This is a genomic window from Exiguobacterium sp. S22-S28 (assembly GCF_043359615.1).
In the GTDB taxonomy this organism is placed as follows: domain Bacteria; phylum Bacillota; class Bacilli; order Exiguobacteriales; family Exiguobacteriaceae; genus Exiguobacterium_A.
In genome coordinates, this window is sequence record NZ_JBHFFC010000018.1 from 47,496 (window position 1) to 64,462 (window position 16,967).

At 46.8% G+C, this 16,967-nt stretch carries 16 protein-coding genes; 11 read left to right on the forward strand and 5 right to left on the reverse strand.

The features are described 5' to 3' along the window. Positions 1 to 7 precede the first annotated feature (7 nt). Genes dapA through lysA form a run of 6 tightly spaced genes read left to right on the forward strand, consistent with a single transcriptional unit; the run spans position 8 to position 5,668 of the window. Positions 8 to 889 carry a 4-hydroxy-tetrahydrodipicolinate synthase gene (dapA, locus tag ACHA8N_RS05010; protein WP_119923669.1) on the forward strand — a complete coding sequence of 294 codons (882 nt, stop codon included), beginning with the start codon at positions 8 to 10 and terminating at the stop codon, positions 887 to 889. Further along, complete coding sequence (gene dapB / locus ACHA8N_RS05015; RefSeq protein WP_393964937.1) at positions 886 to 1,632, forward strand: 4-hydroxy-tetrahydrodipicolinate reductase; 747 nt, start codon at positions 886 to 888, stop codon at positions 1,630 to 1,632. The genes dapA and dapB overlap by 4 nt, the downstream gene beginning before the upstream one ends. After that, complete coding sequence (gene dapD / locus ACHA8N_RS05020) at positions 1,619 to 2,326, forward strand: 2,3,4,5-tetrahydropyridine-2,6-dicarboxylate N-acetyltransferase (protein WP_147512297.1); 708 nt, start codon at positions 1,619 to 1,621, stop codon at positions 2,324 to 2,326. The genes dapB and dapD overlap by 14 nt, the downstream gene beginning before the upstream one ends. Before the next feature lie 25 nt (positions 2,327 to 2,351). Beyond that, the gene (locus ACHA8N_RS05025; protein WP_147512296.1) at positions 2,352 to 3,284 is read left to right on the forward strand and encodes a branched-chain amino acid transaminase; all 933 of its coding nucleotides are present in this window, start codon (positions 2,352 to 2,354) and stop codon (positions 3,282 to 3,284) included. Then, positions 3,284 to 4,342, forward strand: coding sequence for an alanine racemase (gene alr, locus ACHA8N_RS05030; protein ID WP_393964938.1), 1,059 nt, complete (start codon positions 3,284 to 3,286; stop codon positions 4,340 to 4,342). Before ACHA8N_RS05025 ends, alr begins: the two co-directional genes overlap by 1 nt. Before the next feature lie 12 nt (positions 4,343 to 4,354). After that, positions 4,355 to 5,668, forward strand: a complete 1,314-nt coding sequence (lysA, locus tag ACHA8N_RS05035; RefSeq protein WP_393964939.1) for a diaminopimelate decarboxylase — start codon at positions 4,355 to 4,357, stop codon at positions 5,666 to 5,668. A 46-nt stretch (positions 5,669 to 5,714) separates the two neighbouring features. Here the strand turns inward: lysA and ACHA8N_RS05040 are convergent, their stop codons facing one another. Next, entirely contained in the window at positions 5,715 to 6,734 is a 1,020-nt protein-coding gene (locus ACHA8N_RS05040; RefSeq protein WP_393964940.1) for a LysM peptidoglycan-binding domain-containing protein, read from the reverse strand. Positions 6,735 to 6,938: 204 nt separating this feature from the next. Here ACHA8N_RS05040 and ACHA8N_RS05045 point away from each other — a divergent pair, with 204 nt between their 5' ends. Next, entirely contained in the window at positions 6,939 to 8,066 is a 1,128-nt protein-coding gene (locus ACHA8N_RS05045; protein ID WP_147512292.1) for an ABC transporter ATP-binding protein, read from the forward strand. Beyond that, entirely contained in the window at positions 8,063 to 9,646 is a 1,584-nt protein-coding gene (locus ACHA8N_RS05050; protein ID WP_147512291.1) for an ABC transporter permease/substrate-binding protein, read from the forward strand. Before ACHA8N_RS05045 ends, ACHA8N_RS05050 begins: the two co-directional genes overlap by 4 nt. Positions 9,647 to 9,792: 146 nt before the next feature. On the opposite strand, the gene ACHA8N_RS05055 is transcribed toward ACHA8N_RS05050, so the two are convergent. Both ACHA8N_RS05055 and ACHA8N_RS05060 read right to left on the reverse strand, forming a co-directional pair. Then, positions 9,793 to 9,990, reverse strand: coding sequence for a hypothetical protein (locus tag ACHA8N_RS05055; protein WP_147512290.1), 198 nt, complete (start codon positions 9,988 to 9,990; stop codon positions 9,793 to 9,795). A 108-nt stretch (positions 9,991 to 10,098) separates the two neighbouring features. Continuing rightward, positions 10,099 to 10,638, reverse strand: coding sequence for a gamma carbonic anhydrase family protein (locus ACHA8N_RS05060; protein ID WP_147512289.1), 540 nt, complete (start codon positions 10,636 to 10,638; stop codon positions 10,099 to 10,101). Between the two features lie 124 nt (positions 10,639 to 10,762). Here ACHA8N_RS05060 and ade point away from each other — a divergent pair, with 124 nt between their 5' ends. Together ade and ACHA8N_RS05070 are read left to right on the forward strand one after the other, a co-directional pair. Continuing rightward, positions 10,763 to 12,493, forward strand: a complete 1,731-nt coding sequence (ade, locus tag ACHA8N_RS05065) for an adenine deaminase (protein ID WP_393964941.1) — start codon at positions 10,763 to 10,765, stop codon at positions 12,491 to 12,493. 187 nt (positions 12,494 to 12,680) lie between these two features. Further along, on the forward strand, positions 12,681 to 12,938 hold the full coding sequence (locus ACHA8N_RS05070) for a hypothetical protein (protein WP_147512287.1): 258 nt from the start codon (positions 12,681 to 12,683) through the stop codon (positions 12,936 to 12,938). Between the two features lie 87 nt (positions 12,939 to 13,025). On the opposite strand, the gene ACHA8N_RS05075 is transcribed toward ACHA8N_RS05070, so the two are convergent. Both ACHA8N_RS05075 and ACHA8N_RS05080 read right to left on the reverse strand, forming a co-directional pair. After that, positions 13,026 to 14,660 (reverse strand): peptide ABC transporter substrate-binding protein, encoded by a 1,635-nt coding sequence (locus ACHA8N_RS05075; protein WP_393964942.1) that lies wholly within the window; start codon positions 14,658 to 14,660, stop codon positions 13,026 to 13,028. A gap of 108 nt (positions 14,661 to 14,768) precedes the next feature. Further along, positions 14,769 to 15,452 carry an MgtC/SapB family protein gene (locus ACHA8N_RS05080; RefSeq protein ID WP_147512285.1) on the reverse strand — a complete coding sequence of 228 codons (684 nt, stop codon included), beginning with the start codon at positions 15,450 to 15,452 and terminating at the stop codon, positions 14,769 to 14,771. A gap of 115 nt (positions 15,453 to 15,567) precedes the next feature. Between ACHA8N_RS05080 and ACHA8N_RS05085 the strand changes: the two genes are divergently transcribed. Continuing rightward, on the forward strand, positions 15,568 to 16,965 hold the full coding sequence (locus tag ACHA8N_RS05085; protein ID WP_393964954.1) for a basic amino acid/polyamine antiporter: 1,398 nt from the start codon (positions 15,568 to 15,570) through the stop codon (positions 16,963 to 16,965). The last annotated feature ends 2 nt before the right edge of the window (positions 16,966 to 16,967 follow it).

Consider the following 16,967-nt stretch of genomic DNA (forward strand, 5'->3'; position numbering starts at 1 on the left):
ATCCGACATGTTTAAAGGAGCAGGAACAGCACTGGCAACACCGTTCACGTCAACGGGTGAACTGGATTTAACCGTATTTGAACAACTCATCGAACAACAACTCGCGGCAAACATTCAAGCACTGGTCGTCGGTGGGACGACAGGAGAAGGATCGACGCTGACGAATGAAGAGTTCGAGACGTTACTGAAAACGGCGGTCCGTGTGACGGCAGGACGCGTGCCTGTCATTGCCGGAACCGGAACGAACAATACGGCGCAGACAATCGAAAAGACACAAGCGGCGGAACGTCTTGGTGCCGATGCAGCGATGCTCGTGACACCGTATTACAATAAAACTTCACAAGCCGGGCTCGTAGCGCATTTCACGGCTGTCGCGGATGCGGTTTCGCTTCCAATCATGCTGTATAACGTCCCGTCACGTACGGGGGTAGCGATTTCAGTTGAGACTGCCGTGACGCTTGCGAAGCATCCGAACATCCAAGCGTTCAAAGAAGCGAGTGGAGACGTCAGCTTCATGGGTGAACTGATGACGGCTTTACCAAACGACTTTGCCGTTTTCTGCGGCAACGACGATCAAATTCTTCCGTACATGGCATGGGGGGCACAAGGCGTGATTTCCGTCTTGTCGAATCCGTATCCAGCTGAGACGCAAGCCTTGGCAGAAGCGCTGCTCGCAAACGATTACGACACGGCACGCCGGATTCAGAGTGATCTGATGCCTGTCATTTCCGCCTTGTTCAGCGACGTCAATCCGATTCCTGTCAAAGCAGCACTTGAAGAAATCGGAATTGCCGTCGGGGCTCCGCGTCTGCCGCTCGTCCGTCAGTCGGAAGCGGGACATGCGCACCTGCTTGAGACGATGCGGAGTTATAAAGGAGTGGTTGGATGAAACTCGCCATTCACGGATACGGAGCGACCGGACATTACGTGCATGAACTGGCACCGGATGCCGTCGTCGCTGTCATCGACAAAACGAAAACGGCGGAACGTGTGCCCTCATACGGCACGCTCGCCGAAATGACGGAATCGGTTGATGCGATCATCGATTTCTCACACCCGAGCTTGTTGCCGGATCTACTGGATTACGGCATGAGAACGAAGACACCACTCGTCATTGCGACGACCGGTTTCTCGGAAGCCGAACTGCAGACGATTCGCGACGCCTCAAAGCAGATTCCGATTTTCCAATCGTATAATATGTCGTTTGGGATCGCGATAATGCAACAGTTGTTGAAAACACTCGTTCCGCTTGCCGGAGCTTTTGACATCGAACTGCTTGAGAAACACCACAATCAAAAAGTTGATGCACCGAGCGGGACGGCGGAGCTGTTGCTCCGGACAATCCAGGATTTACGAAATGTCCAACCGGTCTACGAACGGGAGTCGACCCGTGAAAAGCGGGAACCAAACGAAATCGGGATGCACTCGATGCGCGGGGGAACGATTTTCGGCGAACACGAAGTGTTGTTTGCCGGCGTCGATGAGTTGATCGAAATCAAACACACGGCGTTATCCAAAAAAGTATTCGCTTCAGGTGCCATCAAAGCGGCGGAAGCACTCATTCAAAAATCAGCGGGACTCTATACATTGGAGACGCTCTACACACAGGAGGATTCACATGTTATTAACTGATGCTTATGAAATTGCGAAGTTCATTAAAGATGCGAAAAAACAAACGCCCGTCAAACTGTACGTCAATGGTGACTTGGCAGGATTGACGATTGAAGGAGCAACGGCATTCGGGACCGATCAATCCAAAATTTTCTTCGCCGATGCAGGACTTGCTTCAACTTTCTTAGAAGAGAATGCAGACCGGATTACGGAAGTGCACGTCGAATATGACCGTCGCAACAGTGCCGTTCCCATGCTCGATACACGTCATTTAAATGCCCGGATCGAACCAGGTTCATGGATTCGTGATCATGTCGTCATCGGCGACAATGCGGTCATCATGATGGGGGCAATCATTAATATCGGTGCATCGATCGGAGATGGTACAATGATTGATATGAACGCCGTCGTTGGTGCACGCGGAACGATTGGTAAAAACGTTCATGTGGGTGCCGGTGCAGTGGTCGCAGGGGTCCTTGAACCACCTTCAAAAACACCGGTCATCATTGAAGATGGTGTCTTGATCGGAGCGAACGCCGTCATCTTAGAAGGTGTCCGCGTCGGAAAAGATGCCGTCGTCGCAGCGGGCAGTGTCGTCACAGAAGACGTTCCTGCCGGTAGCGTAGTGGCTGGTACACCAGCACGCGTGATCAAACAAAAAGATGCAAAAACAGCAGAGAAGACGCAATTGGTGGACGATTTACGTTCACTCTGATTGACGTCGAAGAGGAGGAAAACACATGGCAGTGGATACACAGTATGGAGAAGCAATTTGGTTAGACGGGGTTTTTCATGATCCAAAAGAGGCAAATACGAGCGTCATGTCCCATGCGATTCATTATGGAAGCGGATTTTTTGAAGGCATCCGTGCGTATGCGACACCGGATGGTCCGGCAATCTTCCAATTGACGGAACACATTGAACGATTGTTCCGCAGTTGTGCGTTCTATCACGTGACGATTCCTTATACAGTGGAAGAACTTGTCCAAGCGACGATTGATCTTGTCGCCAAAAATGGCTTTGAATCTTGTTACATCCGCCCGTTTGTTTTCCTCGGTACACCGTGGCAGGCACTGATGGCAAAAGATACGACGGTTCACGTCGGGATTTCTTGTTGGGAGCTCGGTGAATACTTTGATAAAGGTACCGGCATCCGTGCGAAGGTCGCTTCATACCGTCGCGTTTCGTCCACGATGATGCCGATGCAAGCAAAAGCTGCCGCGAACTACATGAACTCGCAACTCTTAAAAGGGGAAGCACTTCGTGATGGATTTGATGAGGCGATTGCCCTTGATATGAACGGAAATGTCAGTGAAGCGAGTGTCGCTAACTTGTTTATGTTGAAAAACGGCACGATTTATACACCTTCACTCGACTGTTCGGTTCTGGACGGTATCACACGTCAAGTCATCATGCGTCTTGCTCAGGATCAAGGGTATCCTGTCGTCGAGCGTCATATCGGTCGTGATGAGTTATACGTCGCAGACGAAATCTTCTTGACGGGTACAGCTGCAGAAATCACTAGTGTCGGTGAAATTGATCATATCGTCATCAACGGCGGAACACGGGCTGTCGCAGATGAGTTACTTGGTCTTTACCGTCAAGCGGTCTCGGGTCAATTGCCACAATATGCGGCATGGTTGACTTACGTGACACCTGCCATCGCAGAATAATGAGTTCACGAACTGTCGTTACAATCGATCGGGAAGCGGTGCGGCATAACGTCGCATCGGTTTTCGCCCGGTCCAATAAGCAGATTTTTGCCGTGGTCAAAAACAATGCTTATAACTTAGGAATGATTGAGATGGTCGCCACATTGATGGAAGCCGGTGTTCAGCATTTCGCAGTGGCAGAAGTCTACGAAGCAATTGAAATCAAAACGAATTTTCCAGACAGTTATGTCCTGGCGATGAATCCGGCGTCGCATTTTAAAGAAGTCCGGTTGCATGGAGTAGCACTTGGAATTCCTTCACTCGACTGGCTGAAACGTCATCAGGCGGAGTTATCAGGAATTGAACTTCATCTAAAAGTAAATGTCGGGATGAACCGTTTTGGTGTCAGTTCGCTTGAAGAAGCGTTAGTGGTACTTGAGACAGTGCGCGAACAGGAGCTTATCCTGACGGGGCTCTACACGCATTTCCCATTGGCGGATGAGCCGGGAGCCGATCATGATGGTCAGGTCGAACGATTCCTCGAAATCGGGAATCCGTTACAGGAGAAACACACGTTCACGTACATTCATGCCGAAAACAGTGCGACGATCGTCAAACATGATCCTCGTCTCGCTTTTTGCAACTATGTCCGCCCCGGTATTTTCTTGTTCGGTTACTCACCGATTGAAAAAATGGACTGGCTCGTGCCATCCCTCCGGATGACGACGGAAGTCGTTGAGATTCGTCAAGTGGAGGCAGGGGAACACGTTGGCTACGGTACGTCGTATACGGCGCCGGAAGCAATTCGCGTCGCTGTTCTGCCGGTTGGATACGGAGACGGGGTCGTCCGCGGACGCTCATCGCTTCCGGTCATCATCAACGGGAAAAGATATCCGATCATCAGCAAATTGTTCATGAGTCATACATTCATCGCCATCGATTCGACGGTTCAAATCGGTGACAAAGTTGTACTGTACGGGGACGGCATCGAAATCGATGATATCACCCGGACCGGAACAGCTAATAATTCGGAGCAGATGTGTGCCCGCTCGTGGCGTTTGACACATCGTTATTTATAAGGGGGAATCCAGATGTACGGAAGCCAATATTTGACGGAACAAGAGAATGAATTACAAATCGATGGTGTGGCGGCAACGGCGCTTGCGAAACAATACGGGACACCGCTTTATGTCATGGCAGAGCGTGAATTGACAGACCGTCTGGCGACCGTACGGGATGCCTTTTTAGAAAAATATCCGAACACGTATGCCTCGTTTGCTTCTAAAGCCTTAACGATTGGTGCCGTATATCAGCAAGTCGTCCAGCACGGACTTGGAATCGATGTCGTAACGGGCGGCGAACTGTTTATTGCCCGCAAAGCGGGTGTACCGGCCGAACGGATCTATTTCCACGGCTCGAACAAGTCGACACAGGATTTACGTTATGCCGTCGAAGAAGGTGTCGGTAAGATTGTCATCGACCATTACGGCGAAATCGCCCAACTCAATCAGATTGCCGCAGAAGCGTGTCAAACGGTCCACGTCCTGATTCGGATCGTGCCGCAAGTCATTGGCGGGGCTCACACGAAAATTCAGACCGGTGGTGTCGACACGAAGTTCGGTTTTTCGACGCATGACGAGTCGTACCTGGAAGCGGTGGAAGCCGTTTTAGCAGCGGAACATCTAGTGTTACTCGGCATTCATTGTCACGTCGGTTCGCAAATTCAAGAAATCGAGCTGTTTGAACGGACAGCCCGGACGATGATCGGGTTTGTCGAAACGATTCGTGAACGGACAGCGTTTGTTGCAAGTGAAGTCAATCTTGGCGGCGGATTCGGTATTGCCTATACGCAAGCGGATCAACCACTTGATTTTGAACAGACGATGGAGCGGGTGATGTCGATCATCGACGAAGAGACGTCACGTCTCGCCATCGATCGTCCACGAATCGGCATTGAGCCGGGACGTTGGGTCGTCGCGAATGCAGGAACGACCCTCTATACCGTCGGGGCGATTAAGGAAGTACAAGGTGTTCGAACGTATTTGTCCGTCGACGGCGGAATGGCGGACAACATCCGTCCTGCTTTATACGGAGCGGTGTATGAAACGGTCATCGCCAATCGAATCCAGGGAGAGACACGTCACGTAACAGTTGTCGGTGCAGCGTGTGAATCAGGAGATTTAGTCGCGGAGTCAGCTGATCTAGCGGAACCGGTCAATGGAGATACACTGGCTGTGTTCGGAACAGGTGCCTACAACTATTCGATGGCGAGCAACTACAACCAATTTCTACGGCCGGCCGTTGTTTTCGTTAACGCCGGAGAGTCCCGTGAAGTCGTGCGTCGACAGACGTATGCCGACTTGATCCAGTGTGATCTCGGACTGGAAAATATTCCATCCTCTTAAGGAACCAAAAACACCTTCGTCTTTAACGGACGAAGGTGTTTTTTAGTTATTTCGGAATGACAAGAACTTGTCCGACTGAAATCAAATTGACATTGGTGATCTTGTTGGCACTGGCGAGAGCGGTAACAGTGACGCCATATTTCGTTGCGATGGAATATAACGTATCTCCGGCCTTCACCGTGTAAGTGACGGTCGCAGGTGGCGGCGTAGTGCCCGGAATGACGAGAACTTGACCAACGTTAATCAGATTATAGTTCGTGATATTGTTGGCTTTCGCAAGAGCTGAAACGCTGACATTGTATAGATTGGCGATTTTGTACAAGGTATCACCTGATTTAACGGTATAGGTTTTACTGCCGCTTGGAGGAAGTTGCAGTAATTCAGAAATCGTGACGAATTTGTAGCCTTTCGCTTTGAGTTGCGAAATCATTGAGGGGAGAGCGACTGGAGTACCCGGCGCTCCTACACCGGTGTGCATCAAGACGATGGAGCCCGGTACGACGTTCGGCACGACACGCGCCAGGATGGCGGTCGAACTGATACCTTTCCAGTCTGTCGTGTCGATGTTCCATTGAATCGTTTTGGTGTAACCGGCGTTTCCGACGGCAGCGAGGACCGCACTGTTACTGGCACCAAACGGCGCACGGAAAATCGGTTTAGTCGTCCGGCCGGTCAGTGATTTGATCAATGTCTCGGTTTTGGACAGTTCGCTTGTCATTTGAGCTGCGGTTAACTTCGTAAAATCGGGGTGCGTGTAAGAGTGATTCCCGAGTTGATGCGTCGGGGTGGCAGTTGCAATGTTTTTGATCAGTTGAGGGTGATTGTTCGCCCCTGCACCGGTCAGGAAAAAGGTGGCTTTGACGTTGTTACTTTTCAAGATACTGAGAATCTTCGTGATATTGCCACCATCTGAACCGTCATCAAAGGTCAGTGCGACGACTTTACTCGTCGTCGATCCTTTCGTGACAAATGTCGAACTCGCTGCATCTGCTGTCAAACCATAACTGAAGAAAGGAAAAAGCGACATTAACATAATCATGATGATCCGAATCCACTTGCTGTGCATGTGTAGTTCGCCTCCTTTTTCTTGGATGACGCTGCCTCGTTTGTCTCTACTTATCTCTTACCCTTTCTCAGTAAAAAAACTAAAAAAGAGGGAAATAATTCCCGATTTTTTACGGATTCAAACTGAAAAAATTAAAATAATTGTTTAATCATGAAATGAACAGGGAAAACATGGTATATGGAAATAGTAAAAGGAGTGGAATCGATGATCGAATTTAAAAACGTTGGGAAGCAATTTAAAGATAACGTTGTCTTAAAAGGCTTGACCCTCGAAATCAAAGAGGGTGAACTGGTTGTCTTTATCGGACCAAGTGGTTGTGGGAAAACGACGTCCCTCAAAATGATCAACCGATTGATTGAGCCTTCATCAGGTACGATTTTAGTGAACGGAAAAGACATCATGAAAACCGATACGATTGAATTGCGTCGTCATATGGGATACGTCATCCAACAAACCGGTTTATTTCCACATATGACGGTTCGGGAAAACATTCAATTGATTGCCGGTCTTGAAGGGAAAGATCATGATCAGATGGACCTCCGGACGGAAGAGTTACTTCAGATGGTCGGTCTCGATCCAAAACAATTTATTGATCGTTATCCGAGTGAACTCAGTGGTGGACAACAACAGCGGGTCGGTTTTGCCCGAGCGTTGATGAATGATCCGGACGTCATCTTAATGGATGAACCGTTCAGTGCCCTTGACCCCGTCACACGTAATGACCTCCAAGAAGAGTTATTCAATCTCCAAGAAGAAGTCAAAAAAACGATTGTATTCGTCACCCACGATATGGATGAAGCGATTAAATTAGCCGATCGGATTTGTATCATGCGTGATGGGGAAATCGTTCAATTCGATACACCGGAAGAAATCCTGCGTCACCCTAAAGATGAATACGTCGAATCATTTATTGGGAAAAACAAGATTTGGAGCAGTCCGGCGTTCATCAAAGCAGAGGACATCATGATTGAAGATCCTGTCTCGATCAGCGGGAAACGAACGTTGTTACAAGGTATTGAAATCATGCGTGGACGGAAGGTCGACAGTCTGTTGATTACGGACCGCGACCGGATCCTGCAAGGAATCGTCAAGTTGAAAAATATTCAAACGGCACCGGATAAAGGCGTACGGATTGAAGACGTCATGGAAGGTGAACTTGTCGCAGTCGATGAACAAGACTCGTTGCTTGATGTACTTGAAGTCATGAACCATGAAGAAACAGGTTATTTACCCGTTACCAACAAATTGGGCCAATTACGTGGATTAATTACAAGAAGTAGCTTGCTTTCCGTCTTGAGTGAGCAGTTCATTCAGGAGGAGGAAGTACAATGAATGGATTTTTAGATTATGTGCAAAACAATACCGGTCAGATTTTTGACTTATTACTCGAACACTTACAGTTAACTGTGTTTGCCGTCGTCATTGCGGTCGTTCTCGGTATTCCAATCGGTATTCTGATTACACGGTATCAACGGTTTGCCAAACCCGTACTCGCCTTGACGAGTGTCGTCCAAGCCGTCCCTAGCCTTGCGTTACTTGGATTCTTGATTCCATTTATCGGGATTGGGTCAACACCAGCCATTATCATGGTCGTCTTGTATTCACTTCTCCCGATTGTCAAAAATACGTATACAGGTTTATCAAGCATTCCAGGAGATATGTTGGAAGCTGCAAAAGGGATTGGATTGACCGAACGCCAAGTTTTAGGAAAGGTACAGATTCCGCTTGCGTTACCGATCATGATGGCTGGAATTCGGATTTCTGCCGTGACGGCTGTTGGTCTGATGACGATTTCCGCCTTCATCGGTGCCGGTGGACTTGGTTATCTTGTCTTCTCGGGTATCCAGACCGTCGATAATAACCAAATCCTTGCCGGAGCGATTCCCGCTGGTATCTTAGCCCTTGCGATCGACTTCATCGTCAGTCGAATTGAATATTCTGTCGCACCAAACGGAATTCAACTGGCAGACGGTCGGATTAAAAATAAAGCGCGTAAACGCCGGAAAGCGATGACAGCCGGAAAGAAAATTGCGATTGTGAGTATCATTTTCCTATTGATTGGCGGAACGGTCGCGTACTCGTTCTTAAAAACGGATAAAATCGTCATCGGTTCAAAAAACTTTACCGAACAATTGATTTTAGGAAACATGTTAGCGGACTTGATCGAGGAAAAAACCGATCTTGAAGTCGAACGCCAACTCAATCTTGGTGGAACGAAAGTTGCCTATGGTGCTTTAGAAACGGGTGAGATTGATGCCTACGTCGAGTATACAGGCACGTTATTGATCGATGTCTTGAAACAAGATGTCGAGACGGATCCGAAAGCCGTTTATGAAAAGGTCAGCAAAATGATTCCTGAGAAAAGCCAAGTCGATGTTCTCGATTCAATTGGTTTTAACAACACGTATGCGTTAGCAATGACAAAAGAAGATATTGAAAAGTACGACTTAAAAACGGTATCCGATATGGCAGCGGTCAGTAATCGTCTTATCCTCGGATCGACGATCGAATTCGCGAACCGTGAAGATGGATACCTCGGATTAAAAGAGAAATACCCTGATATGAAATTCCAAGATGTTCAGCCGGTTGATGGGGGACTTCGTTACACCGCATTGACGAATGGAAAAACGAATGTCATCGATAGTTTCTCGACAGACGGATTGTTAAAAAAGTTTGATTTGACGGTCCTAGAGGATGATAAAGAGTTTTTCCCACCGTACTATGCAGTCCCGATTGTGCGTCAAGAAACACTGGAAGAACATCCGGAACTGAAAGAAGTCTTGAATCTGTTGAAGGATAAAATCACAGATGAAAAGATGCAAGAACTGAACTTTAAAGCGGATGTCGAAAAAGAGCGTCCGGAAGATGTGGCACGTGACTTCTTGATTGAAGAAGGATTAATTAAAAAGTAACAAAAAGAGAGCCGAGGCGGGAATCCGCTTCGGCTCTTTGTTATGCGCGCTGACGCGCTATATCGTTTTGGAAAATAGGTAATCCTGATTAGATCATTATTTTTTGATTCGACTAGCGAGCCAAGCGCGAACTGTACTTTGTTGAATCATACAAGTTCTTCCTCTCTTGATTGAATTATTTCTAAACTAAAAGATTTTTGCTCGGCATCATTAACAATACGTGCTTGAAGCTCTTCTGTCAACCAATCTGTTTCATGCTCTAGCAAAGTAGGTAAACCGTAACTTGGATTGTTCGTAGATGAAAACAGCTCAACCATTAACCGTTCTTCGAATAATGGAATCATTTCAAATCCCCCTCAGTCTAGGTTCATGTCTTACACCTGTAGTGTAATCGATGGATGTAAACGATGTAGCAGGGAATTGTTAAAAACAGGTGAACTTTGTAAACGTTTTCACATTGTCGTCAAATCTTCTTGAACCGGCTCACATTCCGCAGCATACTGTTGACCACGCTTTATATATTTTCGAATGGTCCGTTCCATGATAAACCGGTCATGGTCATTGATCTCACGGACAACTTTAGCCGGCACTCCCATGACCATCGAGTTTGGTGGGACAATCATCTTTGGGGGAACGACGCTTCCGGCAGCGACAAACGAACCACTTCCGATTTCGGCTTCATCGAGAATCGTTGCGGACATGCCGATTAAAGCACCCTGACGGATAATCCCGCCGTGAATCATCGCCATATGCCCAATCGTGACATCATTTTCAATGATGGTTGGGTACCCCTCATACTGGTGAATCATCGATCCATCCTGAATATTGACGCGTTCGCCGATAGTGATCGGTCCTTCGTCGCCACGGATGACCGTATTGAACCAAACCGTTGAATCTTTCCCGATCTCGACTTCACCGATGACTTTTGCACCGTCGGCCAGATAGACGCTCGGATCGACGTTTGGGACAAGTTGACCTACACGATATTTCATGTGGATTCCTCGCTTTCGCTTTTAAATGTACGTTTTCATCTTGACTTGTCGAAAAATAAATTGCAACTGCTTACATACTAATTGTAAGATGGTAAAAATACCGTTCACAACAGGAGGAAACAGGATGGATCAAACAGTTCGGGCACGACTTATCGCGATTGCTGCAAAAAAAGAAAAAGCAGCGGTCGTCTATCAAGGCATTCAAGTCATCGATGTGATGACGCGTGAAACCTATCAGGCGGATGTTGTAGTGGATTCCGGCTACATCGTTGCCGTCGGCGACGGATACGAAGGGATAGAAACGATTGATGGGAGCGGAAAATTCATCGCTCCAAGCTTCATCGATGGACATGTCCATATCGAATCGTCGATGGTGACGCCAAGTGAATATGAACAGGCGATTTTACCGCTCGGCGTGACGACGGTCATCGCGGATCCTCATGAGATTGCGAATGTGAAGGGGGCGGAAGGTCTTCAATTCATGTTAGACGATGCGGAAGGGCTTTCGCTGGACGTCCGGATGATGTTACCAAGCTGTGTGCCCGCAACTTCATTTGAGCACGCAGGCGCGTCACTCGACGCGAAATCTCTTGAGCCGTTCATTCATCATCCCGGTGTGCATGGCTTAGGGGAAGTCATGGATTATCCGGCGGTCGAACGGGCTGATGCGGATATGCTGAAGAAAATCGAACAGATTGAAGCCGCCGGCAAACTGGTCGATGGGCATGCCGCAGGACTCGGAGCACGTGAATTGAACATTTACGGCGTCGCAGGCATCCGGACGGATCATGAGTCCGTCAGTAAGCAGGATGCGATTGAACGTGCGCGTCGTGGGTTGTACGTCGAAGTACGGGAAGGGTCAGCTGCCCGGAACCTAAAAGAGGTGCTCGACGCTGTGACGGAAAGTAACGCCAGTCGATTCCTCTTCTGTACGGACGATAAACATCTCGACGATACGTTACGTGAAGGAACAATCGACTACAATATCCGCTATGCCATCAAGCATGGCATCAAACGAGAAACCGCGTATGCGATGGCGTCTCTGCATGCCGCAAACGCCTATCAATTGAACGATCGGGGAGCCATCGTGCCGGGACGTCGTGCCGACTACGTCATTTTAAGTGATGCCGATCAAGTGACGATTGATGAAGTGTTTGTCAGTGGACAACCAGTTGCCCGTGACGGCAGCACAATCATTACGTCAAAAAAAATACCGGTTCCTTCGACACTGCGCGGCGAATTGAAAACGAAACCGATTACGGATCAAGTCTTTGAATTGGTGTTAGAAAAACCAAAAGCGCATGTCATCGGAATCATTCCAAAAAGTATCGTTACCGAACATTTAATTTTGGATGTGCCCTTGAAAGACGGGAAATTCATCGCTGTACCTGAACAGGACTTGTTGAAGATTGCCGTCATCGAACGACATAATGCGACCGATTTTTCAGCAGTCGGTATCGTTAAAGGATTTGGTATGAAGCGTGGCGCCATTGCGGCAACCGTTGCGCATGATTCGCATAATCTCGTTGTCGTTGGGACTTCCGACGCTGAAATGAAGCTTGCAGCAGAACGATTGGTCAAGGCGGGCGGTGGAGTTATTGCTGTCAATGGAACAGATGTTTTAGCTGAATTACCGCTTGAAATCGCCGGATTGATGACGAGTCGACCTTTCCAAGAAGTCGGGGATACATTGGAGGCACTCAATGATGCCCTTGATGTATTGGAAGCGGATCGTTCATTTAATCCATATTTGACGATGTCCTTCCTCTGTTTGCCTGTTATCCCGAATTTGAAGTTGACAGACAGCGGGTTGTTTGACGTTAAAACGTTCCAACACATTGCAGTTCAAGCGTAAAAAAAAGGTAAAGTCCACGATGACACGTCACATGGACTTTACCTTTTCTTAATAGTTTTCCGGTTGAATCATTATTTGATCCTTGTTATAGTAGGTTTTAACATCTTGATGAAAAGTGCTGTTTTATGAAACCTTTTAAAGATGTAGTTCGTATAAAATGATAGAAAAAGAAGAAAGGAACGATTTGATGGATAAGTCATATTTTGAAGGACATGAACAATTGATTGCTGACGTATACCGGTCGTTTATTGACCAGTTTCACGAGTTACCGGCAAATCGGCGAACGAAACGCCAACTGCGAAATCTTGCATTTTCGGTTATTCGACAAGCGGGTCCGACCTATCAGGAACGAACTGTCCTGTATGCGTTTTTCGCTGAATTTTTCCGTGCCGTCGAAGAAGGACAGCGGGAAGAAATCGAATTTTATAAACAAATCGCACAGTAAAGACCCCGATCGGCTCCGGCAGAAGGGGTCTTTGTTGTATACAAAAACCGGTCACCAAGGGAAACTTGGTGACCGGTAGGAACAAACTTATTTGACTTCCATCCATTTGAAACTCATATCTGCTCCGAACGGGTGACGGTATAATTTGTCGATGTTCGCCCGTTGCAAGTAGGCTTCACCTTTTTGGTAGATTGGAGCAATTGCATAGTCGTCAGCCAAGAGCATTTTTTCAGCTTCTTGGAGTGTTGACCAGCGTTTCGCTTCATCCGGCTCCGCTTTCGCATCTTTGATCATTTTATCGAATTCTTTGTTCGAATACTCCATCCGGTTAAAGCTTCCGCCTGTTAACCACATATCGAGGAACGTCATTGGATCCTGGTAGTCAGGTCCCCAACCGGCAGCTGAGATATCGTAATCACCTTTTGCTTCAAGATCTAAGAAGTTTTTGAACGGCTGTTGTTTGATGTTGATTGTCAGACCCGGTAAGTTCTTTTCAAGGTCGCCTTTTAAGAACTCAGAAACCTTTTTGAAGGCATCTTCGTCACGTGACAACATGTCCACTTCCACTGTTTTGACACCAAGTTCTTTTAAGCCGGCCTCCCAAGCTTTTTTCGCTTCGGTTGCATCAAAGCTTTGAAGATCCGGATATTTTTCACGGAAGTCTTCACCGTCCGGTGTGAACGTAAAGTCTTTTGCGACGATAAAGTTCGCTGGTTTTGAACCATCATTTAAGATGACATCCGTGATGCCTTGTTTCTCAAAACCGAGCGCCAATGCTTTTCGGATATTTTCGTTTTTAAGTGATTTATTTTTTTGATTGAAACGCAGGAAGTTGATTCGTGCATCAGGACGTGTCTTATAATCTTCTGATTTTTCATATTGGGATACGAACTCAGAAGTGATCGGTGCGAAGTCAACGTCTTTTGATTCAAACAAGTTGACGCCTGTCGAAATTTCTTTTACGACCTTAACATCGATTTTTTCCATTTTAACATTTGCTTTATCCCAGTAATCCGGATTTTTCTTGTAAGTCCAGCCGGCATTGGATTGCCACTTATCGAGAACAAAAGGTCCGTTGAAGATCATGGATTCAACGTTTGTTGCGAACTTGTCGCCCTTGTCTTCAACAAACGATTGCTTGAGCGGTAAGTAAGTAGGGAAACTTGTCAAGCCAAGGAAATAAGGGGCTGGAGCTTCCAATTGAACTTCGAGTGTCTGATCGTCGACTTTTTTGACACCAAGTGAATCAAGTTCCGCTTCACCCGCCAAGATTTTATTGGCATTTTTTAAATCCTGAAGAATATAAGCATACTCTGCTCCTGTTTTTGGATCGAGTGCACGCTTCCAAGAATAGATAAAGTCGTCTGCTGTAACGGCTGAGCCGTCCGACCATTTCGCATCTTTACGGAGCTTAAACGTATACGTTTTTTTATCATCCGATACTTCGACACTTTCTGCGATTCCAGGAGTCGGTTTATTTTCACCGTCAAGGCGGTACAGTCCTTCAAAAACGTTATTCGTTACGATGATGGACGTAGAGTCCGTTGTTTTTGTTGGATCAAGTTGAGGTACATCCGTTGTCGAAACGAGCGTTACTTCTTGCTTCTTTTCTTTTGATGAAGACGATTTTCCATCTGATTCATTGCTTTGACCACAAGCTGCTACTGCGAGCAGCGCCATGCTAGATAATCCAGCAAAGGCAATTTTAGTTTGTTTCTTCATGTGAAAGATGACCCCCCGATTAGATTGAAATGATTTCAGAAAAGTGTGAACATAATGTAAATTTAAGTGAAAGCGAGTAAAAATGCAACATAAATTTTCTGACAATTTCTATTGATCAAGGTCTATATGCTCAATTCCGAGTGTTTTCAAGTAGTCATAAAGTATGAATATAGTCAGTTTATGAGGGGAATACATACGTAAAATCAATTGTTGGGGATGACCGCGTAACCGAATGTTAGTGATGCGAATTCCTTGTTCTTCCAGTGCTTTTTTAACAGTTTGAGGATCTGTTTCTGGTGTGAGAGTGAGATGTGCGACGATGACATTTGCTTCGAATCGACTGTTGTTGAAACGTTTCATGATCCAAGTGATACCTTCTAAAGAAAAAAATAGGAACAAAACTAAAAAAGTTGCTTCATAGATGAAATTGGCACCGACGGCAATGCCGATGCCGCTGGCTGCCCAAATGATGGCGGCTGTCGTCAGACCGCTGACAATATCGTGTGGTCGTCTTAGGATGACCCCGGCACCAATAAAACCGATTCCGGCGACGACTTGAGCGACAAGACGCATCGGGTCCATTTGGACATTAGGAGCGATCGTACTGTACAATACAACGGATTTGATGGAAACGATGGTTAACAGGCAGCTGATCAGGGTAATTACGAGGCTAGTACGTATACCAACAGGCTTATTTTTGATTTCGCGTTCGAATCCGATGATGATACCGAACAGTGCCGCTATCATCAATTTTAACAAGTCCTCTAGTTGGAGCGAATGGACCCAATTCATGTTCGTCAAATCCCTTCTTTACAATGGCTTTGATTTTGTTATAATGAATTTTGTGTCTTTCGAATGAATATACGTTTGATATGAATAGATATACAAGGAATAAAGGACGTGTTTGATAATGAATCAACAAAAAATCGGCTTTTTCGCTTTAGCTGCCATGGTGATCGGATCGATGGTCGGTGGAGGAGCATTTAATCTTCCTGGAGCGATGGCTCAAAAAGCGAGTGCCGGTCCGATTTTAATCGGATGGGGAATTACCGGTCTCGGTATGATTATGCTGGCACTTGTCTTTCAACATCTCGCCAACAGCAAACCGGAACTTGAAGGGGGCATTTATGCGTATGCCCGTGAAGGTTTCGGACGATTTGTCGGATTTAACAGTGCTTGGGGGTACTGGGTGTCAGCCTGGATCGGTACAGTCGCTAATATTACGTTAGTGTTTAATGCACTCAGTTACTTTTTCCCGATTTTCTCATCAGAAAATCGCATATTTTTATTGGTAATGAGTATTGTCGTGGTATGGGGATTGTTCTTCATCGTCTCCAGCGGGATTAAAGAAGCGACGCTCGTCAATCTCGTAACGACGATTGCGAAGCTGGTTCCGATTTTGATCTTTATTTTATTAGTGGCGATTGCCTTTCAGGTTAAAACGTTTAATCTGAGCTTTTGGGGAGAGGGAACGGAGCTAGGCAGTATCTTTACACAAGTTAAAGGAACGATGCTCGTGACGCTGTGGGCTTTCGTCGGGATTGAAGGTGCCGTTGTCCTGTCGACACGGGCGAAAAAGCGAAGTGATGTCGGGAAAGCGACTGTCGTCGGTTTAGTTGGTGTACTTGTGATCTATATCCTGATTTCAGTCTTGTCTCTCGGTGTGTTAAGTCAGGAACAACTGGCCGGATTAAAAGAACCAACGATGGCGTATGTCTTGGAAGCGGCAATCGGTCCGTTCGGAGCGACATTGATTATGATCGGATTGATCATTTCGTTATCGGGTGCACTACTTGGATGGACGATTCTAGCTTCTGAGATTTCTTATCTCGTCGCAAAAGACGGTGCCTTTCCAAAGTTCTTTGCCAAAACGAACCGAAAAGGTGCACCGGTTGGGGCGCTGTTAGTTACACAGATTGCGACTCAACTTGTCGTCGGCATTGCGCTGTTTTCAGCTCAGACGTATCTCGTCTTATCAAGTATCGCCGGAATTTGTGCCTTATTGCCTTACCTTCTTTCGGCGATTTATAGTGTGCGTTTCTCAAAAGCCGAACGCAATACAAAAATGTTGGTTTTCTCAGCAATTGCAGCGGCCTACTCACTTTGGCTCGTCTACGCCTCAGGCATTTGGTATATCGTGATTGCAGCGCTCGTTTATGCACCGGGGATCATTGCCTATTTGATGGCAGAACGGGAACAGAAACGCGGCGGCATGTCGCGTTACGAGCTGATTGCCAGCGGTATATTAGTGATTCTAGCAGCCGTCGCGGTCTACGGGATGGTGGGCGGACAGATTCAATTATGACG